The organism is Enterobacter cloacae complex sp. IR5403, from assembly GCF_049238705.1.
Lineage (GTDB): Bacteria > Pseudomonadota > Gammaproteobacteria > Enterobacterales > Enterobacteriaceae > Enterobacter > Enterobacter hormaechei_C.
In genome coordinates, this window is sequence record NZ_JBMKHP010000015.1 from 36,198 (window position 1) to 61,257 (window position 25,060).

22 protein-coding genes are annotated in these 25,060 nt (G+C 55.8%); 13 read left to right on the forward strand and 9 right to left on the reverse strand.

The genetic code is table 11. The features are described 5' to 3' along the window. Window positions 1–9: 9 nt before the first annotated feature. Together ACOTW6_RS17775 and ACOTW6_RS17780 are read left to right on the forward strand one after the other, a co-directional pair. The gene (locus ACOTW6_RS17775) at window positions 10–1,464 is read left to right on the forward strand and encodes an NAD-dependent succinate-semialdehyde dehydrogenase (RefSeq protein ID WP_121478537.1); all 1,455 of its coding nucleotides are present in this window, start codon (window positions 10–12) and stop codon (window positions 1,462–1,464) included. 45 nt (window positions 1,465–1,509) lie between these two features. Beyond that, window positions 1,510–1,782 (forward strand): barstar family protein, encoded by a 273-nt coding sequence (locus ACOTW6_RS17780; protein WP_048246795.1) that lies wholly within the window; start codon window positions 1,510–1,512, stop codon window positions 1,780–1,782. 59 nt (window positions 1,783–1,841) lie between these two features. Here ACOTW6_RS17780 and yhcN read toward each other — a convergent pair whose 3' ends face one another. Together yhcN and argR are read right to left on the reverse strand one after the other, a co-directional pair. Next, window positions 1,842–2,105 carry a peroxide/acid stress response protein YhcN gene (yhcN, locus tag ACOTW6_RS17785; protein WP_006812160.1) on the reverse strand — a complete coding sequence of 88 codons (264 nt, stop codon included), beginning with the start codon at window positions 2,103–2,105 and terminating at the stop codon, window positions 1,842–1,844. 379 nt (window positions 2,106–2,484) lie between these two features. After that, window positions 2,485–2,955 carry a transcriptional regulator ArgR gene (argR, locus tag ACOTW6_RS17790; protein ID WP_003860428.1) on the reverse strand — a complete coding sequence of 157 codons (471 nt, stop codon included), beginning with the start codon at window positions 2,953–2,955 and terminating at the stop codon, window positions 2,485–2,487. 397 nt (window positions 2,956–3,352) lie between these two features. On the opposite strand from argR, the gene mdh reads away from it, so the two are divergent. Beyond that, window positions 3,353–4,291 (forward strand): malate dehydrogenase, encoded by a 939-nt coding sequence (gene mdh, locus ACOTW6_RS17795; RefSeq protein ID WP_003860429.1) that lies wholly within the window; start codon window positions 3,353–3,355, stop codon window positions 4,289–4,291. Window positions 4,292–4,342: 51 nt separating this feature from the next. Here mdh and degS read toward each other — a convergent pair whose 3' ends face one another. The 3 genes from degS to zapG all read right to left on the reverse strand — a co-directional run bounded on the left by degS (window position 4,343) and on the right by zapG (window position 7,439). Continuing rightward, window positions 4,343–5,410 carry an outer membrane-stress sensor serine endopeptidase DegS gene (gene degS, locus ACOTW6_RS17800; protein WP_003860430.1) on the reverse strand — a complete coding sequence of 356 codons (1,068 nt, stop codon included), beginning with the start codon at window positions 5,408–5,410 and terminating at the stop codon, window positions 4,343–4,345. A gap of 92 nt (window positions 5,411–5,502) precedes the next feature. Further along, window positions 5,503–6,870 carry a serine endoprotease DegQ gene (gene degQ / locus ACOTW6_RS17805; protein ID WP_006812158.1) on the reverse strand — a complete coding sequence of 456 codons (1,368 nt, stop codon included), beginning with the start codon at window positions 6,868–6,870 and terminating at the stop codon, window positions 5,503–5,505. Between the two features lie 170 nt (window positions 6,871–7,040). Further along, the gene (gene zapG, locus ACOTW6_RS17810) at window positions 7,041–7,439 is read right to left on the reverse strand and encodes a Z-ring associated protein ZapG (RefSeq protein ID WP_003860432.1); all 399 of its coding nucleotides are present in this window, start codon (window positions 7,437–7,439) and stop codon (window positions 7,041–7,043) included. A gap of 189 nt (window positions 7,440–7,628) precedes the next feature. On the opposite strand from zapG, the gene zapE reads away from it, so the two are divergent. The 10 genes from zapE (at window position 7,629) to nanQ (ending at window position 16,320) form a co-directional block, all read left to right on the forward strand. Next, complete coding sequence (gene zapE / locus ACOTW6_RS17815; RefSeq protein WP_421766271.1) at window positions 7,629–8,753, forward strand: cell division protein ZapE; 1,125 nt, start codon at window positions 7,629–7,631, stop codon at window positions 8,751–8,753. 349 nt (window positions 8,754–9,102) lie between these two features. Continuing rightward, on the forward strand, window positions 9,103–9,531 hold the full coding sequence (gene rplM, locus ACOTW6_RS17820; protein ID WP_003860434.1) for a 50S ribosomal protein L13: 429 nt from the start codon (window positions 9,103–9,105) through the stop codon (window positions 9,529–9,531). 15 nt (window positions 9,532–9,546) lie between these two features. Continuing rightward, entirely contained in the window at window positions 9,547–9,939 is a 393-nt protein-coding gene (rpsI, locus tag ACOTW6_RS17825) for a 30S ribosomal protein S9 (protein WP_003860436.1), read from the forward strand. Between the two features lie 307 nt (window positions 9,940–10,246). Continuing rightward, entirely contained in the window at window positions 10,247–10,885 is a 639-nt protein-coding gene (gene sspA / locus ACOTW6_RS17830) for a stringent starvation protein SspA (protein ID WP_003860438.1), read from the forward strand. A gap of 5 nt (window positions 10,886–10,890) precedes the next feature. After that, a complete protein-coding gene (sspB, locus tag ACOTW6_RS17835; protein ID WP_213789281.1) occupies window positions 10,891–11,388 on the forward strand; it encodes a ClpXP protease specificity-enhancing factor in 498 nt (165 codons plus the stop codon). A 102-nt stretch (window positions 11,389–11,490) separates the two neighbouring features. Continuing rightward, window positions 11,491–12,273, forward strand: coding sequence for a transcriptional regulator NanR (nanR, locus tag ACOTW6_RS17840; RefSeq protein WP_047732305.1), 783 nt, complete (start codon window positions 11,491–11,493; stop codon window positions 12,271–12,273). Between the two features lie 122 nt (window positions 12,274–12,395). Next, window positions 12,396–13,289 (forward strand): N-acetylneuraminate lyase, encoded by an 894-nt coding sequence (nanA, locus tag ACOTW6_RS17845; protein WP_015572001.1) that lies wholly within the window; start codon window positions 12,396–12,398, stop codon window positions 13,287–13,289. 112 nt (window positions 13,290–13,401) lie between these two features. Beyond that, on the forward strand, window positions 13,402–14,892 hold the full coding sequence (locus tag ACOTW6_RS17850; protein WP_015572000.1) for an MFS transporter: 1,491 nt from the start codon (window positions 13,402–13,404) through the stop codon (window positions 14,890–14,892). Window positions 14,893–14,980: 88 nt separating this feature from the next. Further along, window positions 14,981–15,853, forward strand: coding sequence for an N-acetylmannosamine kinase (nanK, locus tag ACOTW6_RS17855; protein ID WP_213789280.1), 873 nt, complete (start codon window positions 14,981–14,983; stop codon window positions 15,851–15,853). Beyond that, the gene (nanQ, locus tag ACOTW6_RS17860) at window positions 15,853–16,320 is read left to right on the forward strand and encodes an N-acetylneuraminate anomerase (RefSeq protein WP_032670742.1); all 468 of its coding nucleotides are present in this window, start codon (window positions 15,853–15,855) and stop codon (window positions 16,318–16,320) included. The genes nanK and nanQ overlap by 1 nt, the downstream gene beginning before the upstream one ends. Before the next feature lie 89 nt (window positions 16,321–16,409). On the opposite strand, the gene ACOTW6_RS17865 is transcribed toward nanQ, so the two are convergent. From ACOTW6_RS17865 to gltB, 4 genes are all read right to left on the reverse strand, one after another. Next, window positions 16,410–17,702: a cytosine deaminase gene (locus tag ACOTW6_RS17865; protein WP_062933430.1), complete on the reverse strand. Its 1,293-nt coding sequence runs from the start codon at window positions 17,700–17,702 to the stop codon at window positions 16,410–16,412. After that, complete coding sequence (codB, locus tag ACOTW6_RS17870; RefSeq protein ID WP_062933429.1) at window positions 17,692–18,942, reverse strand: cytosine permease; 1,251 nt, start codon at window positions 18,940–18,942, stop codon at window positions 17,692–17,694. The genes ACOTW6_RS17865 and codB overlap by 11 nt, the downstream gene beginning before the upstream one ends. Before the next feature lie 187 nt (window positions 18,943–19,129). Continuing rightward, the gene (gene gltD, locus ACOTW6_RS17875) at window positions 19,130–20,548 is read right to left on the reverse strand and encodes a glutamate synthase subunit GltD (RefSeq protein ID WP_017382721.1); all 1,419 of its coding nucleotides are present in this window, start codon (window positions 20,546–20,548) and stop codon (window positions 19,130–19,132) included. Window positions 20,549–20,557: 9 nt separating this feature from the next. Beyond that, window positions 20,558–25,018 carry a glutamate synthase large subunit gene (gene gltB / locus ACOTW6_RS17880; protein ID WP_116329940.1) on the reverse strand — a complete coding sequence of 1,487 codons (4,461 nt, stop codon included), beginning with the start codon at window positions 25,016–25,018 and terminating at the stop codon, window positions 20,558–20,560. Between the last annotated feature and the right edge of the window lie 42 nt (window positions 25,019–25,060).

Here is a 25,060-nt window from a genome sequence, read left to right on the forward strand (position 1 = left end):
GGAGGACACATGACAACCCAGGCTCTTCAGGACAGTATTCTTTTTCAGACCGGGTATCTGGTTAACGGTATCTGGAAAACACTCGACACCACGTTTGATGTGCTAAACCCGGCCACGGGCGAGGTGGTCGCGAAAGTGGCGAAAGCAGGGAAAGCCGAAACCGAAGAGGCCATTGCGGCCGCGACGAAGGCCTTTCCCGCATGGCGCGCAAAAACGGCAAAAGAGCGTTCCGCGATCCTCTATCGCTGGTATGAACTGATTATCGAGAATAAAAGCTGGCTCGGGCGACTGATGACTTCCGAGCAGGGCAAGCCGCTGAAAGAGGCTGAAGGTGAGGTGGACTACGCTGCCAGCTTCATTCAGTGGTTTGCCGAGCAGGCCAAGCGCGCCAATGGCGAAATCATTCCTCCGGTTAAACCCGGCTCCCGTATTCTGGCCACTCGTGAACCTGTCGGGGTGGTTGCTGCTATCACGCCATGGAACTTCCCGATGGCTATGCTCACCCGTAAGCTCGGCCCGGCGCTGGCAGCAGGATGTACCGGCGTCATCAAGCCTGCAAACAACACGCCGCTGAGCGCCTTTGCGCTGCTGACGCTGGCGAAGCAGGCCGGTGTGCCGGACGGTGTGCTGAATGCGGTCGCGGGGAGCACCTCAGAAATTAGCGACGCCATTATGGCCAGCCATGACGTGCGCAAAATCTCGTTTACGGGGTCAACCGCCGTCGGGAAAACGCTGGTTCGCAATTCCGCAGAGACCATGAAAAAGGTATCGATGGAGCTGGGCGGTAATGCGCCGTATATCGTCTTCGAGGACGCGGATATTGAGGCCGCCGTCAAAGGGGCGATCGCCAATAAGTTCCGTAACGCCGGGCAGGTCTGCGTCAGCGTAAACCGTTTCTATATTCAGGAGACGGTCTATGACAAGTTTGTCAATCAACTTGCCGATGCGGTGAAGGCGCTGAAGGTGGGTAACGGTCTGGACGAGGGCGTCGTTGTCGGCCCGCTGATTGAGCCTTCGGCTGTCGAGAAAGTGCGTGAGCACGTCGAAGATGCGGTAGCGAAGGGCGCCACGGTGCTGGCTGGGGGTAAACCGCACGAACTTGGCGGCAACTTCTGGATGCCAACCGTACTCGGTGACTGCCATGAAGGCATGAAGCTGGCAGAAGAGGAGACCTTTGGTCCCGTTGCCGCCTGTTTCCGCTTCACCTCGGAAGACGAAGTGGTTATGCGCGCTAACAATACACCTTACGGGCTGGCAGCCTACTTTTATACCCAGAATCTTTCGCGCGTGTTCCGCGTCTCACAGGCCATTGAGAGCGGCATGATCGGAATTAACGAATGTGCGGTCTCGACCGAGCTGGGTCCGTTTGGGGGCGTAAAAGAGTCCGGGCTGGGCCGCGAAGGGTCCGTGCTGGGGCTGGAGGAGTTTCTGGAAGTCAAAACCCTGCATATCGGGGGATTATAATAGACAGGGCGGCATTTGCCGCCCGCCTGTACCGGGTGGCTGGCAATGAAAATTTATACCTTTGATTTTGACGAAATTGAGAGTCAGGAAGACTTCTATCGCGAGTTTATTCGGGCGTTCGACCTGGAGCGGGGCAGCGTAAGCAATCTTGATATGCTGTGGGATGTGGTTACCGGCAATCATCTGCCGTTACCGCTGGAAATCGAATTTACCCATCTGCCTGAAAAACTGCGCAGACGCTTTGGCGCATTGATTTTACTGTTTGATGAAGCGGAGGAGGAGCTGGAAGGGCAACTGCGTTTCAACGTGCGCCAGTGATAAAAAAGCCCCTGACCGGGAGGTCAGGGGCAAGTCGTATGATGAGATACGACGAGGGTTTATTTGTACAGTTCTGCGGTAGCGTGCCAGTGGTCGCCACTGCGCGCTTCGATGATGCGATAGGATGACGCACCCTGTTCTTCCGCTTTTTTGTTCAGCATTTCGTGCATGTCCATCGGAGACGTACCGATGGCGCCAACAGAAACAGTCCCGATAGCCTGACGGGATTGTGCCTGTTCAGCATTAATAGTGTCGGCTGCAAACGCACCGAATGACAGGACTGACAGTACGCTCAGGGCAGCTACAGTGGTTTTAATTTTCATGATTATTTACCTCGTCAATTATTTTACTGGGGTCTTTGTTCTGTGACCCTCATCACAAAATCAAGTATACACTAATCACTCAAAAAATTAATACCAGGCTAATGGTTTCGTCTGTTATTACGTGTTAAAAAAAATAATTTTTATAACGAGAACGCATAAAAAAGGGCGCTAAAGTGCGAGGTTTGTGGTTTTTTGATCTGTAAATCAAATGGATAAGCGAATTTGATTTTTTGTGCGATCTTGCGGCAGATCATTCACTGAATGAATGTTAACAGGCGGTAAAAAGCACTATTTGCAAAAGCAGCAGGCAGAGCAAAGCAGGGTAAAACGCGGCAACAGCAGAATGATCCCCCGCAGCCATGCGCTACGGGGCAGACAATTACAGCTCCTGTTCGAACAGGACCAGAATCGCTTCGTAGAGGTCTTTCACCGAGAAACCATTTGCCGGGGTGGTGAAAATGGTGTCATCACCGGCGATGGTTCCGAGGATCCCCTCTGCTTTACCCAGCGAGTCCAGCAGGCGGGCAATCAGCTGGGCTGCGCCCGGGCTGGTGTGGATCACGACCACGGCATCGTTATAGTCGATGTCCAGAACCAGGTTTTTCAGCGGGCTGGAGGTCGTTGGCACGCCAAGTTCAGCAGGCAGGCAATAAACCATTTCCATTTTGGCGTTGCGCGTACGCACCGCCCCAAACTTGGTTAACATGCGAGAGACCTTCGACTGGTTGATGTTGTCGAAGCCTTGTTCCTGCAACGCCTGAACAATTTCTCCCTGAGAACTGAATTTCTCTTCTTTGAGTAGCGCTTTAAACGCCTTCACTAATTCTTCTTGCTTAGACGAGCTTCGCATAAGTCACCCGGAATATGACGATAGAAACAACATTATTATGCATGTGGATGAATTTTTATGCAAATTATCTACCTGGCGGCAGGCTGAAATAATGTTATGAAAGGGAGAGATTTTATCAGATTTCGTTATCGGAAAACATGCCTGGGTCACGCCGCGCAAATAACCTTAAAAGTAAATTAAATGTTATCAAAATGATGTTGTTTTGGTGGCGTGGCAGGGTGTATTGTAACCCCCTCTTAATTCGTTGTTGCCTACAGCCCGATAGCATTCAGGTGAAGGCGAAAGACGTGCGACCTCAAATTCTTTAGCGATGAAAATTGTAATTAATGACGTGCTGAATTATGGTCGCCGCAACGGAGTTACAGATACTTAAGTTAACCATAATAAGGAGTTTAGGATGAAAGTCGCAGTCCTCGGCGCTGCTGGTGGTATCGGCCAGGCGCTTGCCCTACTACTGAAAACCCAACTGCCTTCAGGCTCAGAACTCTCCCTGTACGATATTGCTCCGGTAACCCCAGGTGTGGCGGTTGACCTGAGCCACATCCCGACAGCTGTGAAAATCAAAGGCTTCTCCGGTGAAGATGCGCGTCCTGCGTTGCAGGGTGCCGACGTGGTGCTGATCTCCGCAGGTGTTGCACGTAAACCGGGTATGGATCGTTCAGACCTGTTCAACGTCAACGCGGGCATCGTGAAAAACCTGGTTCAGCAGATCGCTGAAACCTGCCCGAAAGCGTGCATCGGGATCATCACCAACCCGGTGAACACCACCGTTGCCATCGCAGCAGAAGTGCTGAAGAAAGCAGGCGTTTACGACAAGAACAAACTGTTCGGCGTAACTACGCTGGATATCATCCGCTCCAATACCTTCGTGGCCGAGCTGAAAGGCAAGCAGCCAACGGAAGTGGAAGTGCCGGTTATCGGCGGTCACTCTGGCGTGACCATCCTGCCTCTGCTGTCGCAGATCCCGGGCGTGAGCTTTACCGAGCAGGAAGTGGCTGACCTGACCAAACGTATTCAGAACGCAGGCACCGAAGTGGTGGAAGCGAAGGCGGGTGGCGGTTCTGCGACCCTGTCTATGGGTCAGGCGGCGGCACGTTTCGGCCTGTCTCTGGTTCGCGCGTTGCAGGGCGAAAAAGGCGTTGTTGAATGCGCCTATGTTGAAGGCGACGGTGAACACGCGCGCTTCTTCTCTCAGCCGCTGCTGCTGGGTAAAAACGGTGTTGAAGAGCGTAAGTCTATCGGTACGCTGAGCGCGTTTGAGCAAAACGCGATGGAAGGCATGCTGGATACGTTGAAGAAAGACATCACGCTGGGCGAAGAATTCGTTAACAAGTGATCTTGTCCCGGTAAAAAAAACGGAGCGCTAAGCTCCGTTTTTTTATGCCCGTCAGTTAGTGGCCGGGTATTCCTGAATGGTGACCTGAATCGTCAGCTTTTTGTCATTACGCATGACTTCAACAGGGATGATGGAGCCCGGGCGAATCTCAGCCACCTGGTCCATGGTTTCCAGCGCAGAGACCGCTGGCGTACCGTTGACGGAAAGGATAACGTCGTTCACCTGGATACCTGCGTTGGCCGCCGGGCCGCCAGGCGCCACTTCGTTGACCACAATCCCCTGGATCTGATCGATACCACCGCCCTGCGTATGCATCGGCGCGATTTCACGCCCGCCAATACCGATGTAGCCACGGATCACGCGGCCATCGCGGATCAGCTTGTCCATGATCTTGGTCGCCAGCTGGAACGGAATGGCAAAGCCAATCCCTTCCGGCGTTTCGCCGTCGTTGCTCTTGTCGAAGGAGAGGGTGTTAATGCCCATCAGTTCGCCCAGAGAGTTCACCAGCGCACCGCCGGAGTTACCGTGGTTGATCGAGGCGTCGGTTTGCAGGAAGTTCTGCCGCCCTGACGGGTTCAGGCCGATTCGACCGGTCGCGCTGATGATCCCCTGAGTGATGGTCTGGCCCAGGTTGTACGGGTTACCGATCGCCAGCACCACATCGCCGATGTGCGGCGTGCGTTTGCGATTAATCGGGATAGTCGGCAGACCGCCCGTGGCGTTGATCTTCAGCACCGCCAGATCGGTCAGGCTGTCCGACCCCACCAGCAGGGCTTCAAACACGCGGCCATCCTGCAAGGCGACGATAATCTGGTCGGCATCGTTAATGACGTGTTTATTGGTGATGATGTAGCCCCGGTCATCCATGATCACACCGGAACCGAGCGTGCGGATCTCCAGCTGGTTATGAGCGGAACTGTTAAGCCCGCGGTTATAGACGTTAACCACGGCGGGGGCGGCACGGCGTACCGCCTGATTGTACGTCGCAGGCGTTTCATCCGTGCTGTCGAACTGAGGAGCCGACAGTTTGTTGAACTGGCGTAACGATGGCATAGCCACCAGCAGCAGACCGGCAACGATCAAACCAATGACAATTGAACGAAAGAGCTTTAAAAGCATGATGCGTGTGTCGTTAAAAAAGGAACGGTTTGCAGCATAACATGAGTTATCCGGACATCACACGCAGCGGCGATGTCCGGAGTCGCAAATGGTTAACGCAGTAAAATGTAGAGGGTGTCGTTGCCACGGATAATTTGCAGGGCAATGACCGCCGGTTTACTCTCCAGCACCTTACGCATTTCGGCAATAGACTGCACGCGAGTGCGGTTCACGCCCACGATCACGTCGTCCTGATGCAAACCTGCCTGCGCGGCCGGGCTGCTCTTCTCAACGGTCGTAACAGAAATGCCTTTCGTGCCGTTTTTAAGCTGACCGTCGCTCAGCGTAGCGCCCTGTAGAGCCGGGGAGATCTGTTCTGCGCTGGCGGAAGAGGAGGTGCTCTTATCCAGCGTCACTTCCACGGTCAGCGGTTTGCCCTCGCGGATCAGGCCCAGCTTCACTTTAGCGCCCGGCTCCGTGGTGGCAATGCGTGACCGTAATTCAGCGAAGCTGCTCAGCGGTTTATCGTTCAGGCTGACAATAACATCGCCGGATTTCACGCCCGCTTTTGCAGAGCCTGAGTTGGGCAGCACTTCGCTGACAAACGCCCCGCGCTGGACGTTGAGCTTAAAGGCTTTGGCGATATCGGCGCTCATCTCCATGCCTTTGATGCCCAGCAGACCGCGCTTAACCTCGCCAAACTGAATCAGCTGTTGAGACAGGGTTTTCGCCATGTTACTCGGAATGGCAAAACCAATCCCGATGCTGCCGCCGCCTGGCGCGAGGATAGCGGTGTTGATGCCGATCAGCTCGCCGTTCAGATTAAGCAGCGCACCGCCGGAGTTGCCCCGGTTGATGGAGGCATCGGTCTGGATGAAGTTTTCCAGCCCTTCGAGATTCAGGCCGCTACGCCCCAGGGCGGAGACAATCCCGGAGGTGGCGGTCTGGCCTAAGCCGAACGGGTTACCGACCGCGACGGCAAAATCACCGACGCGTAGCTTATCGGAATCTGCAATGGCGATCTGTGTCAGATTGCTGGGGTTTTGCACCTGTAGCAGGGCGATATCACTCTGATCGTCACCGCCGATCAGTTTGGCGTCAAACTCCCGGCCATCGTTCAGCTGAACGCTGATTTTATCGGCCTGGCTGATCACGTGGTTATTGGTCAGGATATAGCCCTTGGCCGCGTCGATAATCACCCCTGAGCCCAGACCTTCAAACGGCTGAGCCTGCTGATCCGGCGCGTCTTCGCCAAAATATTTCTTCAGCTCTTCGGGAATACGCTGGCTTTGGCGTGCCGTCCCTTCCACCTGAACGCTGACCACCGCAGGCAGGACTTTTTCAAGCATCGGCGCAAGGCTGGGAATGGCCTCTTGTCCAGGCACCTGCGAAGGCAGTGCCGCACTGGCAGGGAAGGACGCCGAGAGAGATAACCCGACACTTAACGCTAAGGCGCTCAACAGCTGGTTTTTTTTCTTCATCGATGCTGACTCTCGTATCCTGGAATGAAAAAGAACGGCCCCAAAAACATCTTGATGTTATTGAATTTTCAACCGCTGAACAATGAGGTGTTTGACTAAATAATAGCTGGGGACGGGAAGAAAGGACGGGCGCATAAGGTGCGCCCGTAAAATTTATTCAGGTTGTGCGATTAATCGCGTTTTACGCCACCGCGCAGCAGGCCGGACGCGCCGTCTGAATAGTCGCGTGGCATCTGAACCGGTGCCTGATCGTTACCGGCTTCAGAATCAGCCAGACGATTGCGGAAGGGGTTGGTCTCCGCGGTCATTTCCGGCAGCAGGCTGCTGGAGCTTTTCGCCATGTGCTGGTAGAGCTGGCGATAATCTGTCGCCATGTTGTCCAGCAGCTCAGCGCTACGGGCAAAGTGGCTGACCAGCTCTTCGCGATACTCTTCCAGTTCGGCTTTGTTCTTTTCCAGTTCGTATTGCAGTGACTGCTGCTGACGCAATTTGCGGTTACCGAAACGCATGGCCACAGCACCAATGATGATGCCGACGACTAAACCGATTAGCGCATATTCCCAGGTCATGAACTTCTCCCGTTGTCTTGTTGTTCCGTAGGGTGTTGGCTCGGCTCCTGCCTGTGCCTGATTATGCCACTATAACCGCTATTTCCGCAGAAGTGGAATCCTGACGTATCATCGCGTAGTGTAGAACGGCCTTTTTTTCATCAGCCACGCGCGCTGGTGAGGTTTAACTAAAGGAATAACAACAACATCATGCAAAACCTGTCCCCTTCATCGCGTTACCAACTGGCCCTGAGCGAGGGCACACACCAGCCGGATGATGTCCAGCGTGAAGCGGTTAACCGCCTGGACACGATTTATCAGGAACTTCTGGCGAAACCCGCCGATGCGGTGCAGAGCAGTGGGCTGAAGGCGGCATTCGGCCGTTTGCTGGGCAAAAAAGAGCCCACGGCAAACGCACCGGTTCGTGGCTTATATATGTGGGGCGGCGTTGGGCGGGGTAAGACCTGGCTGATGGACATGTTCTACCAGAGCCTGCCCGGCACGCGTAAGCAGCGTCTGCACTTTCACCGTTTTATGCTGCGGGTCCATGAAGAGCTGACGGCGCTCCAGGGCGAAACCGACCCGCTGGACATCGTTGCCGATCGCTTTAAGGCGGAAACGGACGTGCTCTGCTTCGACGAGTTCTTTGTTTCCGATATTACGGATGCCATGCTGCTGGGGGGGCTTATGAAAGCGCTGTTTGCGCGTGGGATCACCCTGGTGGCGACCTCAAATATTCCACCGGATGAGCTTTATCGCAATGGTCTCCAGCGGGTGCGTTTCCTGCCGGCCATTGATGCTATCAAACAGCACTGCGACATCATGAACGTCGATGCCGGCGTCGATTATCGTCTGCGCACATTAACGCAGGCACACCTGTGGCTTTCGCCGTTGAACGCTGACACAGCCCGCGAGATGGATAAACTGTGGCTGGCGCTGGCGGGGGCGCCGCGGGGTAACGCGCCAGCGCTGGAGATTAATCATCGTCCGTTGCCGACGCTTGGCGTAGAAAACCAGACGCTGGCCGTCTCGTTTGCAACGCTCTGCGTGGACGCCCGCAGCCAGCATGACTACATTGCACTTTCGCGTCTGTTCCATACCGTTATGTTGTGGGATGTGCCCGTTATGACCCCACTCATGGAGAGCGAAGCGCGCCGCTTCATCGCGCTGGTAGATGAGTTTTACGAGCGCCACGTTAAGCTGGTGGTCAGCGCCGAGGTGCCTTTATATGAGGTTTATCAGGGCGAGCGCCTGAAGTTTGAGTTCCAGCGCTGCCTGTCGCGCCTGCAAGAGATGCAGAGCGAAGAGTACCTCAAGCGTGAGCATATGCCGTAATAAATGCTCCCCTCTCCCCGTGGGAGAGGGGCCGGGGGTGAGGGCATCAGGCCTTAACAAACGCTACCCTCTCCCTGTGGGAGAGGGGCTGGGGGTGAGGGCACCAGACCGCACAATACCTGACCCCGAAAAACCCATTCCAAATCACATTTAAGGGTCGATCTTTGACCTCAACTTCTCTATAATCTTGCGACCCCACGTTACGAGAAGGTTTTTTTCCCGAAACTTTCTATGTGTCGGCATGTGCTATTCGAAGGGGTAGGTTTGCCGGACTTTGTCGTGTGAACCTCAACTGACTAAACGTTTGGGTGTTCACCAACGTGTAACTTATTATTTGGGTAAGCTTTTAATGAAAACTTTTACAGCTAAACCAGAAACCGTACAGCGCGACTGGTATGTTGTTGACGCGACCGGTAAAACTCTGGGCCGTCTGGCTACTGAACTGGCTCGTCGCCTGCGCGGTAAGCATAAAGCGGAATACACTCCGCACGTTGATACCGGTGATTACATCATCGTTCTGAACGCTGACAAAGTTGCTGTTACCGGCAACAAGCGTACTGACAAAATGTACTACCACCACACCGGCCACATCGGTGGTATCAAAGAAGCGACCTTTGAAGAGATGATTGCCCGCCGTCCTGAGCGTGTGATTGAAATCGCGGTTAAAGGCATGCTGCCAAAAGGCCCGCTGGGTCGTGCTATGTTCCGTAAACTGAAAGTTTACGCAGGCAACGAGCACAACCACGCGGCACAGCAACCGCAAGTTCTTGACATCTAATCGGGATTATAGGCAATGGCTGAAAATCAATACTACGGCACTGGTCGCCGCAAAAGTTCCGCAGCTCGCGTTTTCATCAAACCGGGCAGTGGTAAAATCGTAATCAACCAGCGTTCTCTGGAACAATACTTCGGTCGCGAAACTGCCCGCATGGTAGTTCGCCAGCCGCTGGAACTGGTTGATATGGTAGAAAAACTGGATCTGTACATCACCGTTAAAGGTGGTGGTATCTCCGGTCAGGCAGGTGCGATCCGTCACGGTATCACCCGCGCGCTGATGGAGTACGACGAATCCCTGCGTTCTGAACTGCGTAAAGCTGGCTTCGTTACTCGTGACGCTCGTCAGGTTGAACGTAAGAAAGTGGGTCTGCGTAAAGCGCGTCGTCGTCCACAGTTCTCCAAACGTTAATCCATTCTGCTTACGCAGAACGATTGGCGAAAAACCCGCTTCGGCGGGTTTTTTTATGGATAATGCGCAGGTTATCCACAGTAACATTTCATATATCTTCTCTTTTTCCACATTTCCGGAATCCCCTCACCACAAAGCCATCAAAATCTGGTAAACTATCATCCAATTTTCTGCCCAAATATCGGTGAATACTCGATTTTTGTTCGATTCTTGAACAATGTGTCTTCTCTGGGATGGGCGATACATCATCTGGCTGGCCCCGTTGGGCTGGTAGCAGTAAAAATTCTGAATATACCTGGAGGTTTTCATGGCTGTCGCTGCCAACAAACGTTCGGTAATGACGCTGTTTTCTGGTCCTACTGACATTTATAGCCATCAGGTTCGTATCGTGCTGGCCGAGAAGGGTGTCAGTTTTGAGATCGAGCATGTGGAAAAGGATAACCCACCTCAGGATCTGATCGATCTCAACCCGAGCCAAAGCGTACCGACGCTGGTGGATCGCGAGCTGACCCTGTGGGAATCCCGTATCATTATGGAATACCTGGATGAGCGTTTCCCGCATCCGCCGCTGATGCCTGTTTATCCTGTTGCGCGTGGTGAAAGCCGCCTGTACATGCAGCGTATCGAGAAAGACTGGTACTCGCTGATGAACGTTATCGTCAACGGTTCCTCTTCTGAAGCGGATGCTGCACGTAAACAGCTGCGTGAAGAGCTGCTGGCGATTGCGCCGGTATTTGGTCAAAAGCCTTTCTTCCTGAGCGACGAGTTCAGCCTGGTGGATTGCTACCTGGCTCCGTTGCTGTGGCGTCTGCCAACCCTGGGCGTAGAGTTCAGCGGCCCTGGCGCGAAAGAGCTGAAAGGCTACATGACTCGCGTCTTTGAGCGCGACTCTTTCCTGGCATCTTTAACTGAACCGGAACGTGAAATGCGTCTCGGCCGAGGCTAATGACTGTGGAAATGTCACAACTTTCACCACGCCGTCCGTATCTGCTGCGCGCCTTCTATGAATGGCTGCTGGATAACCAGCTCACGCCGCACCTGGTTGTGGATGTGACGTTGCCGGGCGTGCTGGTTCCAATGGAATACGCGCGCGACGGACAGATTGTACTGAATATTGCGCCACGCGCAGTGGGTAACCTGGAGCTGGCGAACGACGAAGTGCGCTTTAATGCGCGCTTCGGCGGCGTGCCGCGTCAGGTTTCCGTGCCGCTGGCAGCTGTGCTGGCTATCTACGCCCGTGAAAACGGTGCGGGCACCATGTTCGAGCCGGAAGCGGCTTATGATGAAGAGGTTGCCAACCTGAATGATGATGAGGCATCCGATGAACGCGAAAGCGACACGGTAATGTCTGTCATCGATGGCGATAAACCCGATCATAATGACGACACCGATCCGGATGACGAGCCACCACCACGCGGTGGTCGTCCCGCACTGCGCGTTGTGAAATAAACAAACAGGCCCGACGGGCCTGTTTTGCTTTCCGTCCCTTTTCGCCCCCTCTAATTTCCTGTGTTATGATGAACTGTTTTCCTTCAATGGCACCGGACTGCAATGAAACCGACTGATCTTAAAGCTGAAAACTCTGATGAAACCATTGGTCGCAGCCTGCGCCGTCGACCGCTGGCGCGCAAAAAACTGTCTGATATGGTGGAAGAAGAGCTGGAGCAGATGATCCGTCGGAAGGAATTTGCCCAGGGAGAGCAGTTACCCTCCGAGCGCGAACTGATGGAGTTCTTCAACGTGGGTCGCCCCTCGGTGCGCGAAGCGCTGGCGGCGCTAAAGCGTAAAGGGCTGGTGCAGATTAACAACGGTGAACGTGCCCGCGTAACCATGCCGTCTGCCGATACCATCATCAGTGAATTGTCGGGAATGGCGAAAGACTTTCTGACCCAGCCCGACGGTATTGCCCATTTCGAGCAGCTTCGCCTGTTCTTTGAATCCAGCCTCGTTCGTTATGCCGCAGAATATGCCACTGACGATCAGATTGCGCAGCTCACGAAAGCCCTGGAGATCAACAGCCAGTCCCTGGATGACAACACGCTATTTATTCGTTCCGATGTCGATTTTCACCGCGTGCTGGCGGAGATCCCCGGCAATCCGATCTTCAATGCGATCCACGTTGCGCTGCTAGACTGGTTAATTGCGGCGCGTCCTAAAGTGCCGGACGCAGAGCTTTATCAGCATAATGAAGTCAGCTATCGCCAGCATATCGCAATTGTGGATGCGATCCGCCGCCGCGATCCCGATGAAGCGGATCGGGCGTTGCAAACTCACCTCAACAGCGTCTCCGCCACCTGGCACGCTTTCGGTCAGCATTCAAAAGCCAAAAAATAACGATCCTTTAGTGAAGCAGATCGCAATATAAGCGTTCTGTATTCCACTGCTGCTTAATTAGTCTGGTATAACAGGTATAAAGGTATGTCGTTATAACAAACACACGATCGATTGAGGTAACTATGGCAACGCAATTACGCGGCGTAATGGCCGCACTCCTGACCCCGTTCAACTCTGAGCAGATGCTGGATAAAGAGAGCCTGCGACGTCTGGTGCGGTTCAATATTGAACAGGGTATCGATGGGCTGTACGTCGGCGGTTCAACGGGAGAGGCCTTTGTACAGAGCCTTTCGGAACGAGAGCAGGTGATGGAGATTGTGGCGGAAGAGGCGAAGGGGAAAATCACGCTCATCGCCCATGTTGGCTGCGTCAGCACGGCGGAAAGCCAGCAGTTAGCCATGGCCGCCGCCCGCGTCGGTTTTGACGCTGTGTCCGCCGTCACACCGTTTTACTATCCCTTTAGCTTTGAAGAACATTGCGATCATTACCGTGCAATTATTGATTCGGCGGATGGTCTGCCGATGGTGGTCTATAACATCCCTGCGTTAAGCGGCGTGAAGTTAAGCCTGGATCAGATCAACACGCTGGTAACGCTGCCGGGCGTCGGCGCGCTGAAGCAAACCTCCGGCGATCTCTTCCAGATGGAGCAGATCCGTCGTGAACATCCGGATCTGGTGCTCTACAACGGTTATGACGAGATTTTCGCCTCCGGCCTGCTGGCCGGCGCGGACGGGGGGATCGGCAGCACCTACAACATTATGGGCTGGCGCTACCAGGCGATCGCTAAAGCGGTTCGTGAAGGGGATAACGCCACCGCACAGCGCCTGCAAAGCGAATGCAACACGGTGATCGATCTGCTGATTAAAGCCGGGGTGTTCCGTGGTCTGAAAACGGTTCTGCACTATATGGACGTGGTATCCGTGCCGCTGTGCCGTAAGCCGTTTGCCCCTGTGGATGAAAAATTCGTGCCAGCGCTGAAAGCGCTGGCGGAGCAGCTAATGGCGGAAAAACGCTAACGCATAGCCGGGGGCGCTTCGCCTTATCCGGCCTACAAAAACATGCTACGTAGGCCGGATAAGGCGCAGCCGCCATCCGGCAAAACGACAGAGAAATCGTCGGGAGAGTGAAATGAGTAAGTCTACCCAAAGCATCCCGTGGTACCGCCATCTTACCCGTCCTCAGTGGCGCGCCTTCTCCGCCGCCTGGCTGGGATATCTGCTTGATGGCTTCGATTTTGTATTGATAGCCTTAGTCCTGACAGAAATAAAAAGCGAGTTTGCCCTGACGACAGTGGAAGCGGCGAGCCTGATTTCGGCGGCCTTTATATCGCGCTGGTTCGGCGGCCTGCTGCTGGGCGCCATGGGCGACCGCTATGGTCGCAAGCTGGCGATGATCACCAGCATCGTACTCTTTTCCTGCGGTACGCTGGCCTGCGGTTTTGCGCCGGGTTACGTCACCCTGTTTATCGCCAGGATGGTGATAGGGATGGGGATGGCGGGGGAATATGGCTCCAGCGCAACCTATGTGATTGAAAGCTGGCCAAAGCACCTGCGCAACAAGGCGAGTGGTTTTCTGATTTCCGGTTTCTCCGTCGGCGCCGTGGTTGCGGCCCAGGTCTACAGCCTTGTCGTGCCCGTCTGGGGCTGGCGGGCGCTGTTCTTTATCGGCATTCTGCCCATCGTCTTTGCCCTGTGGCTGCGGAAAAATATTCCGGAAGCTGAGGACTGGAAAGCGAAGCACGAAGGCAAAGCCCCGGTGCGCACCATGGTGGATATTCTGTATCGCGGTAAATACCGCGTCATCAATATGGCGATGACGCTGTTTGCCGGTACGGCGCTGTGGTTCTGTTTTGCAGGCGAACTCAACAACGCGGGGCTGGTCGTTATTCTCGGCCTGCTGTGCGCCATCGTCTTTATCAGCTTTATGGTGCAAAGCAGCGGTAAACGCTGGCCGACGGGCGTCACGTTGATGGTTGTCGTGCTCTTCGCCTTTCTCTACTCCTGGCCGATTCAGGCGCTATTACCCACTTATCTGAAAACCGACCTGGCCTATGATCCGTCAACGGTGGCGAAGGTGCTGTTCTTTAGCGGCTTCGGCGCGGCGGTAGGCTGCTGCGTGGGTGGTTTTCTCGGCGACTGGCTTGGCACCCGCAAGGCCTATGTCTGTAGCCTGTTGGCCTCACAGCTCCTGATTGTTCCCGTCTTTGCGATCGGCGGCGCCAATGTCTGGGTGTTGGGCTTGTTACTCTTTTTCCAGCAGATGCTGGGGCAGGGGATCTCCGGGATCTTACCCAAACTCATCGGCGGCTATTTCGATACCGACCAGCGTGCGGCGGGTCTGGGCTTTACCTACAACGTTGGCGCGTTGGGCGGCGCGATTGCCCCGGTGATTGGCGCGCTGCTGTCGCAGGATATGGCGCTGGGCACGGCCCTGGGGTCGCTCTCCTTTGGCCTGACGTTTGTGGTGATCTTGCTTATTGGTCTGGATATGCCCTCCCGCGTTCAGCGCTGGATCAGGCCAGAAGCCCTGCGTACGCATGACGCTATTGACGGTAAACCTTTCAGCGGAGCCGTCCCGTTTGGCGGCGATAAAAGCGCTTTAGCGAAAAGCAAAAGTTAATCCGCTTGCCCGGACCTGTACCGGGCACATTCGTAAGGGATGAGGTATGTCACAACGGGATAAAAACATTTCCGAGCGGGGTGGTGCTATGACGACACTGGCGATAGACATAGGTGGAACTAAACTTGCCGCCGCCCTGGTGGATGACGGTTTACAGATCCACGCGCGACGCGAGCGCCCTGCGCCCGCCAGTAAGACGCCTGACGCGCTGCGTGAGGCGCTGGCTGAGCTGGTCAAGCCGTTACAGACCCAGGCGACGCGTGCGGCCATTGCCTCAACCGGAATCATTCAGGACGGCAATCTGCTGGCGATTAACCCGCAAAATCTCGGAGGATTGCACCATTTTCCGCTGGTGCAGACGCTCGAAGACATTGCTGGTTTGCCGACCCTGGCGATCAATGATGCTCAGGCTGCGGCATGGGCGGAATATCACGTTAGTGCGAAGGAAATTAAAGACATGGTATTCCTGACCGTTTCAACGGGCGTGGGGGGCGGCGTAGTCAGTAACGGGAAACTCGTGACCGGAAGCGGCGGACTGGCAGGGCATCTTGGGCATACGCTCGCCGATCCAAACGGCCCGCAATGCGGCTGTGGTCGCGTGGGGTGCGTGGAAGCCATCGCGTCTGGTCGCGGTATTGCCGCCGCAGCCAGGGGAGAGCTTGCAGGATGCGATGCAAAAACGATTTTTGCGCGCGCGGCAGAGGGAAATAAACAGGCGGCGGAACTGGTCCAACGTTCTGCACAGGTACTGGCGCGGCTTATTGCCGACACGAAAGCGGTGATGGACTGCCAGCGCGTGGTGATTGGCGGCAGCATCGGGCTGGCAGGAGGGTATCTGGCGCGGGTCCGCGCGTATCTTGAGGAGCATCCTTCTGTTTATCACGTTGAATTAACCGCCGCGCACTATCGACACGATGCGGGCTTACTGGGCGCGGCGCTGTTAGCTCAGGGAGAAAGATGATGTTTTTTGGTGAGATTCGGACGCTTCCCTCCACGGGGTTGCATCCCGTTCTTCTGGAGGCGCTAACCCTCGCGCTGGCTGCCCGTCCGCTGGAAAAAGCGGCAGGACGTTATGAGCTTCGCGGTGAGGATATCTTCATGAACGTGATGACGTTTGCCACGCAGTTTCCAGACCAGAAGAAAGCGGAACTGCATGAGCAATATATTGATATCCAGGTGTTATTGACGGGAGAAGAGCGCATCCTCTTTGGCGTGACGGGCTCGGCACGCCAGCGTGAAGATTTTCATCCTGAAGAAGATTATCAGTTGTGCAGTGAGATTGCAGGTGAACAGTGTGTCACCCTCCGGTCGGGGATGTGCGCCGTATTTATGCCGGGAGAGCCACATAAGCCAGGATGCGCAATCCTTGAGCCAGGCGAGATAAAGAAAGTCGTGGTGAAGGTACGCGCCCGCTTGCTGGATACGTAGTTTATAGGCCTGATGGCGCTTCGCTTATCAGGCCTGCGGGCATAACGTAATTTGCAGGCCGGATAAGGCGCAGCCGCCATCCGGCAATGTTATTCGATATTCTGGCGCTTAAACGTCACCGCTTCCGGCTGCGTCAGGTGCAAGGTTGTCTGGCTGGGCACCGTCTCGGCAATCACCTTGCCGTGGCGAACAGAGTATCGTGCCGGCGTCTGGCGACGAACTGCATCAAACCCATTCTCTGCCGGGAGAATCACCAGGTTTGCTGAATTGCCAACGCGCACGCCATAGTCCTGCAAATCGAGCGTTTTCGCGCTGTGGGTAGTGATCAGGTTAAGCCCATCGTTTATTTGCCCGTAACCCATCAGTTGGCAAACGTGCAGTCCCATATGCAGAACCTGAAGCATATTCGCGGTTCCCAGCGGATACCACGGATCGAAAACGTCGTCATGACCAAAGCAGACGTTGATCTCCGCTTCCAGCATTTCTTTGACGCGTGTGATGCCTCGGCGTTTGGGATAGGTATCGAAACGGCCCTGCAAATGCGTGTTAACCAGCGGGTTTGCCACGAAGTTAATGCCTGACATTTTTAACAGGCGGAACAGTCGGGACGTATACGCGCCATTATAGGAGTGCATCGCCGTGGTATGGCTGGCGGTCACGCGTGAACCCATTCCGTCACGATGTGCCAGTGCGGCAACGGTTTCAACGAAGCGCGATTGTTCATCATCAATTTCATCACAGTGGACATCGATCAGTCGGTCGTACTTTCTGGCCAGGGAAAACGTTTTATGCAGCGACTCAACGCCATATTCACGCGTAAATTCAAAGTGGGGGATTGCGCCGATGACATCCGCCCCTAAACGCACGGCTTCCTCAAGCAGTTCTTCACCGTTCGGATAAGAAAGAATGCCTTCCTGCGGGAATGCCACAATTTGCATATCGACCCACGGGGCGACTTCCTGCTTCACCTCCAGCATGGCTTTCAGTGCCGTAAGGGTGGGGTCCGAGACGTCAACGTGTGTACGTACGTACTGAATGCCGTTGGCGATTTGCCACTTCAGGGTCTGCATCGCGCGAGTTTTAACGTCTTCGTGGGTAAGCATCGCCTTGCGTTCGGCCCAGCGCTCGATTCCCTCGAAAAGCGTGCCGGACTGGTTCCAGTTCGGTTCACCCGCCGTTTGCGTTGTATCCAGATGGATATGCGGCTCGATGAAAGGAGGGATAACCAGCCCGCATTCGGCGTCCAGCACCTGACCGACTGGCGCAGAGGCGGTTTCCTGAGGATCGATACGGCTGAAGCGTCCGTCCTCAATCGTGATTTGCCATAAACCCTCTTGCCCCTGCAAACGGGCCTGACGGATAGTGAGGGAATTATTCTGCATGGGAAACCTCCGAAGGATTAGCAAGGGTACGTTTGGCGAATGGGTTTAACACCAAATAGCTGAAGACGCCACCCAATACTGCGTTAACGGGGACAATTCCCGGAATGTAGTGCCCGGCAGCAACACCCAGGGCGACCGAGAAAATGGCAATCCAGTTAACGGACACAAATTTTGCGTGGTCGAAGCTGGCATAGCGGCGGCGATTAATCAGGTAGTCGGCGATAATCACCCCGCCAACCGGCGGAATCGCTGCCGACAAAAAGGTCAGCCAGCCAACGAAGTTGTTGTAAAGCCACAGCGCGCACAGCGTACCGATAATGCCATTTACCACCGACAGCGTACGGCTGGAAAGGCCAGTGATATTGGCGAAACCCAAACCAGAGGCGTACAGCGCGTTGTCATTGGTGGTCCAGATATTCAGGCCAAGAACGACAATGGCCGGCAGCAGCAGTCCCTGGGCGATCATCACGTCAGAAATATCGGCCTGTCCTACGGCGGCAGCGCCTGCCGCACCGAAGATAAACATCAGCGAGTTGCCAAGGAAAAATGCCACCATCGCCACCAGAACGGCACCTTTGGCATTGCGGCCAAAGCGGACGAAGTCGGCGGTCAGCGTGCCTGCGCTGATAAACGAGCCTACAACCAGCGCCAGCGCGCTGGAAAAGTTGAGCGGCGTCTGCGGCACAATGGATTTGAGGTGGTCCATTCCTCCCACGCCGTCCACCGCCAGCCAGACGGAGTAGCTACCCAGGATGACGATAGCGGGTACGGCGATGATGGATAAAATCGTCAGTGCCGAGATGCCAAAAAAAATGGTTAACGTCATCAACAGGCCGGAAACCGCAATCAGGATGTTCACGTCGATGCCCGTGGCTTTACTCACCGGGATGGCAAACATCGCTACGCCGACGCCAAACCATCCTACCTGCGTACCGCCTAAAAGCATGGAGGGAAGCCAGGAACCTTTAATACCGAACGAGTAACGCGCAAGAAGATGGGTTGAGAGGCCGGTTTTTGCGCCAATGTAGCCAAGAAAAGCAGTGTAAATACCGAGGAGGAGATTGCCGAAGAGAACTGCAAGGAAGAAATCATTATAGGAAAGACCGGTACCGAGCGTGCCTCCGGTCCACATACTGGCGGAAAAAAACGTTAACCCTAACATCACAAAAGTGAGTGGAACCACGCCTTTCCGCGCCGCCAGAGGGACGGGGCCCTGGCTATAATTGTTATCTTGCGACACAACGCCTCCTTGAATTTTGGCCAAAAAATCCGCCGCATAATATACATTTTTTTCATGAAAGCAAACGTTTACGTCGGGATTTAGGCTGCTTTTTTGCTTAAAAAGGTACCATTAACTTTAGGGCAGGCTACTGAAAACAGGCTCCCCAGCGTTCCGCTTTATGCTTCTGCCGGGGAGTCAGAGGGGCTTACACTTCCAGGAAGTTCATGATCCCGTCAGCCGCTTTACGGCCTTCGGCAATCGCTGTGACCACCAGGTCAGAGCCGCGAACGATGTCGCCACCGGCGAAGATTTTCGGGTTGCTGGTCTGGAACGCGTTATCGCTGCCTTCTGGCGCAATGATGCGACCCTGAGAGTCCAGCTCTACGCTGTGCTTCGCCAGCCACTCCATGCTGTGAGGACGGAAACCAAACGCCATCACCACGGCGTCAGCCGGGATCACGTGTTCAGAACCGGCCACGATCTCCGCGCGACGACGGCCTTTCGCATCCGGCGCACCCATCTCCGTGCGCGCCATCTTCACGCCGCTCACTTTACCGTTGGCATTCACTTCAATACCCAGAGGCTGGATGTTGAACTGGAACTCGACGCCCTCTTCACGTGCGTTTTTCACTTCGCGCTTAGAGCCCGGCATGTTCTCTTCGTCACGACGGTAGGCACAGATAACATGCGCCGCATTCTGGCGAATGGAGGTACGCACGCAGTCCATCGCGGTATCACCGCCGCCCAGCACCACCACGCGTTTGCCTTCCATGCTGACGAACGGCTCATCGGCGGTCTCGCCGTAGCCCATTAGCTGTTTGGTATTCGCAATCAGGAACGGCAGCGCGTCGTACACGCCTGGCGCATCTTCATTCTCCAGACCACCGCGCATGGACTGATAAGTGCCCACGCCCAGGAACACGGCGTCGTAATCCTTCAGCAGGTCGTCGAGCTGCACGTCGCGGCCCACTTCGGTGTTGAGTTTGAACTCAATGCCCATGCCGGTGAAGATTTCACGGCGGCGGGTCATCACCTCTTTTTCCAGCTTAAAGGCCGGGATACCGAAGGTCAGCAGGCCGCCAATCTCCGGGTGGCGATCAAAGACCACCGCCTTCACGCCGTTACGGGTCAGCACGTCCGCACAGGCCAGGCCTGCCGGGCCCGCGCCGATAATCGCTACGCGCTTGTCGGTTTGACGCACACCGGTCATATCCGGACGCCAGCCCATCTCGAACGCTTTATCGTTGATATAGCGTTCGATGTTGCCGATGGTCACCGCGCCAAACTCGTCGTTCAGCGTACAGGAGCCTTCACACAGACGATCCTGAGGGCACACGCGGCCGCACACTTCCGGCAGGGTGTTGGTCTGATGAGACAGCTCGGCGGCTTCAAAAATACGCCCTTCGTTGGCCAGCTTCAGCCAGTTCGGGATGTAGTTATGGACCGGACATTTCCATTCGCAGTAAGGGTTACCGCAGGACAGGCAGCGGTCTGCCTGTGCTTTGGCCTGGCCTTCTGAAAACGGCTCATAGATTTCAACAAATTCAATTTTACGGATCTTCAGCGGTTTCTTTGGCGGATCAACACGCTGAAGGTCGATAAACTGGTAAACGTTCTGGCTCATCTGAATTCCTTACTGCGCCTGCACGCGCAGCTCTGCTGCGCTACGACTACGGTGACCCAACAGGGCTTTAACATCGCTGGACTTCGGCTTCACCAGCGCGAATTTCGCAGAGAACGCCGGCCAGTTCGCCAGGATCTCTTCGCCGCGCGAAGAACCGGTATGCTGCACGTGTTCGGTAATTAAACCGCGCAGGTGTTCTTCGTGGATGGCCAGCGTATCAACGTCCAGCACTTCCACCAGCTCCGGGTTCACGCGTTTGCGGAACTCACCGTCTTCATCCAGGACGTAGGCAAAACCGCCCGTCATACCCGCGCCAAAGTTCACGCCGGTTTTCCCCAGGACGCACACAATTCCGCCCGTCATGTATTCACAGCCGTTATCGCCGATGCCTTCCACCACGGTGATGGCGCCGGAGTTACGCACCGCAAAACGTTCGCCCGCACGGCCCGCGGCAAACAGACGACCGCCGGTTGCGCCGTACAGACAGGTATTGCCGATGATGCTCGCTTCATGGCTGCGGAAGGCTGAACCAACCGGAGGACGCACCGCCAGCAGACCGCCCGCCATGCCTTTTCCGACGTAGTCGTTGGCATCGCCGGTCAGGTATAACTCAACTCCGCCTGCGTTCCACACGCCGAAGCTCTGACCCGCGGTACCGCTGAAGTGCGCGGTAATCGGATCCGACGCCAGGCCCTGATCGCCGTGCGTTTGCGCGATGTAACCGGAGAGAGACGCACCCACAGAACGGTCGGTGTTGCGGATATCAAACCAGAACGTTTTGCTCTGCTTCTCATCCACATACGGCTTCGCCTGTTGCAGCAGCTGTGCGTTCAGCACGCCGTTGTCGAACGGCGGGTTGTTCTCGGTACAGTAAACCGCTTTGCCAGGATGCGGCTGAGCGGTTTCCAGCAGCTTAGACAGCTCCAGCTTCTGCTGTTTAGCCGTGAAGCCCTCAAGCTCTTTCAGCAGGTCGGTACGGCCAATCAGGTCTACCAGACGCTTCACGCCCAGCTGCGCCATCAGCTCGCGGGTTTCACGGGCGATGAAGTCAAAGTAGTTGGTCACCTTGAACGGCAGGCCGTGGTAGTGATTCTTACGCAGCTTTTCGTCCTGGGTAGCAACGCCCGTTGCACAGTTGTTCAGGTGACAAATACGCAGGTATTTACAGCCGAGCGCAACCATCGGGCCGGTACCAAAGCCGAAGCTTTCCGCTCCCAGAATCGCCGCTTTGATGATGTCGAGGCCGGTTTTCAGCCCGCCGTCCACCTGCAAACGGATCTTGTGACGCAGGCCGTTAGCGACCAGCGCCTGCTGGGTTTCCACCAGGCCAAGCTCCCACGGACAACCCGCGTATTTCACGGAGGAGAGCGGGCTTGCGCCGGTGCCGCCGTCGTAACCGGCGATAGTGATCAGATCCGCATAGGCTTTCGCCACGCCGGTGGCAATGGTGCCAACGCCCGGTTCGGAAACCAGCTTCACGGAGATCATCGCTTTCGGGTTGACCTGTTTCAGGTCGAAAATCAGCTGCGCCAGATCCTCGATAGAGTAGATATCGTGGTGCGGCGGCGGGGAGATCAGCGTCACGCCCGGCACTGAATAACGAAGCTTAGCGATGTACGGGGTGACTTTATCACCCGGCAGCTGACCGCCTTCACCCGGTTTCGCACCCTGCGCGACCTTAATCTGGATCACGTCGGCGTTAACCAGGTACGCAGGCGTTACGCCAAAGCGACCAGACGCCACCTGCTTAATACGGGACACTTTGTTGGTGCCGTAGCGGGCCGGATCTTCACCGCCTTCGCCGGAGTTAGAGTTGCCGCCGATGCTGTTCATGGCTTCTGCCAGCGCTTCGTGGGCTTCCGGGCTCAGCGCGCCGATGGACATCGCCGCGGTGTCGAAACGTTTGAACAGCTCAGACGCGGGTTCAACCTCGTCAATGCTGACCGCTTCATCACCCGGATTGAGGGCAATGAGATCGCGCAGCGTCGCTGCCGGACGGTTGTTCACCAGCTCTGCATACTGCTGATAATCGCTGTACTCGCCGCTCTGCACCGCCTGTTGCAGCGTGCGCACCACGTCCGGGTTATAAGCGTGATACTCACCCCCGTGGACATATTTCAGCAGGCCGCCCTGTTCCAGCGGCTTACGTGCCAGCCAGGCGCGTTTCGACAGGTTCACCAGATCCTGCTGGAAGTCAGCAAAACCGGCGCCGCCGATACGGCTGACCACGCCCTGGAAGCAGAGATTCGCGACCTCGTCATGCAGGCCGACCGCTTCAAACAGCTTCGAGCAACGGTAAGAGGCGATGGTCGAGATGCCCATTTTGGACATGATCTTGTACAGACCTTTGTTGATGCCGTTACGGTAGTTCAGCATCACGGCACGGTAGTCTTTGTCGATCGCCCGGGTATCCACCAGGCGGGCCAGCGTTTCGTAGGCCAGGTACGGGTAGATCGCCGTCGCGCCAAAGCCTAACAGCACCGCAAAGTGGTGCGGGTCGCGCGCGCTCGCGGTTTCAACGATGATGTTGGCGTCGCAGCGCAGGCTCTTATCCACCAGACGCGTCTGGATAGCCCCCACCGCCATAGGTGCAGGCACCGGCAGACGGTTTTTCGCGATGTTACGGTCAGACAGCACCAGCAGAACGGTGCCGTTACGCACCATCTGCTCGGCTTTGTCACACAGCGCGTTCACCGTCTCTTCGAGGCTCGTTTCGGTCACGTCGAAGGTGATATCGAGCGTGTCGGCGCGATAGTGCTCCTCGGTCATGGTGGTGAGCTGTTTGAAATCGGAGTACAGCAGGATCGGTGATTTAAAGGTCAGACGGTGCGCCTGGCCTTCGGCTTCACAGAAGACGTTCATCTCACGGCCGATGCTGGTAGCCAGCGACATGACGTGTGCTTCGCGCAGCGGATCGATTGGCGGGTTAGTGACCTGCGCAAACTGCTGACGGAAGTAGTCATAAATAATGCGTGGCTGGCTGGAGAGCACGGCGAACGGGGTATCGTCACCCATTGAGCCGACCGCTTCCTGGCCGTTTTCACCGAGCACGCGGATAACCGAGTCCAGCTCTTCGGCGCTGTAGTTAAACTGCTTCTGGAAGCTCGCGAGGGTGTCATCGTCCAGCTCGCGGCAGCCCACTTCTTCGTCCGACAGATCTTCAAACGGCACCAGACGACGCACGTTTTTCTCCATCCACTCTTTGTACGGATGGCGGCTCTTCAGATCGTTGTCGGTTTCGGCGGAATGCAGAATACGCCCACCGCGGGTGTCGATCACCATCAGCTCGCCAGGTCCGACGCGGCCTTTCTCGACCACTTCGTCTGGCTGGTAATCCCAGATCCCGACTTCAGAGGCACAGGTGATGAGCTTGTCTTTGGTAATAACGTAGCGCGCCGGACGCAGACCATTACGGTCCAGGTTACAGGCGGCAAAACGACCGTCGGACATCACGATGCCCGCCGGGCCGTCCCACGGCTCCATGTGCATGGAGTTAAAGTCGAAGAACGCGCGCAGCTCAGGGTCCATATCCGGGTTGTTCTGCCAGGCCGGTGGCACGAGCAGACGCATGGCGCGCACGATATCCATCCCGCCTGCCAGCAGCAGTTCCAGCATGTTATCCATGGAGCTGGAGTCCGAGCCGGTTTCGTTCACGAACGGCGCGGCATCGTGCAGGTCCGGGATCAGCGGCGTCTGGAATTTATAGGTACGGGCGCGGGCCCACTGGCGGTTACCGGTGATGGTGTTGATCTCGCCGTTATGCGCCAGGTAGCGGAACGGCTGCGCCAGCGGCCAGCGTGGAACGGTGTTGGTGGAGAAGCGCTGGTGGAACAGGCAAATGGCCGATTCCAGACGCAGGTCCGCCAGGTCCAGGTAGAAGCGCGGCAGGTCAGCCGGCATACACAGACCTTTATAGATGTTCACCAGGTTAGAGAGGCTACAGACGTAGAACTCTTTATCGTCCTGAAGACGTTTTTCAATGCGGCGGCGGGCGATAAACAGACGGCGTTCCATATCACGCGGACGCCAGCCCGCAGGCGCGTTGACAAAAATCTGTTCAATACGAGGCAGCGAGGAGAGGGCGATTTCACCGAGCACCCCTTCGTTGGTTGGCACATCGCGCCAGCCGACGATCGACAGGGTTTCACGCTGAAGTTCTTCTTCAACGATGCGGCGTGACGCGGCAGCTTTTTCAGGATCCTGATTCAGGAACAGCATACCGACAGCGTAGTTTTTGGCTAAACGCCAGCCGCGCTCTTCCGCCACGATGCGGAAGAAACGATCCGGTTTTTGCAGCAGCAGGCCGCAACCGTCGCCGGTTTTACCATCGGCAAGGATGGCGCCACGGTGCTGCATACGGGCCAGTGCGTGAATAGCAGTACGCACTACCTTGTGGCTAGGTTCGCCTTCTATGTGGGCGATCAGGCCGAAACCACAGTTATCCTTCTCAAGGGATTTATCGTACAACATATCAGTGAACCTCCCCAGGCTCGTCGGGCTTCCCACTGAACT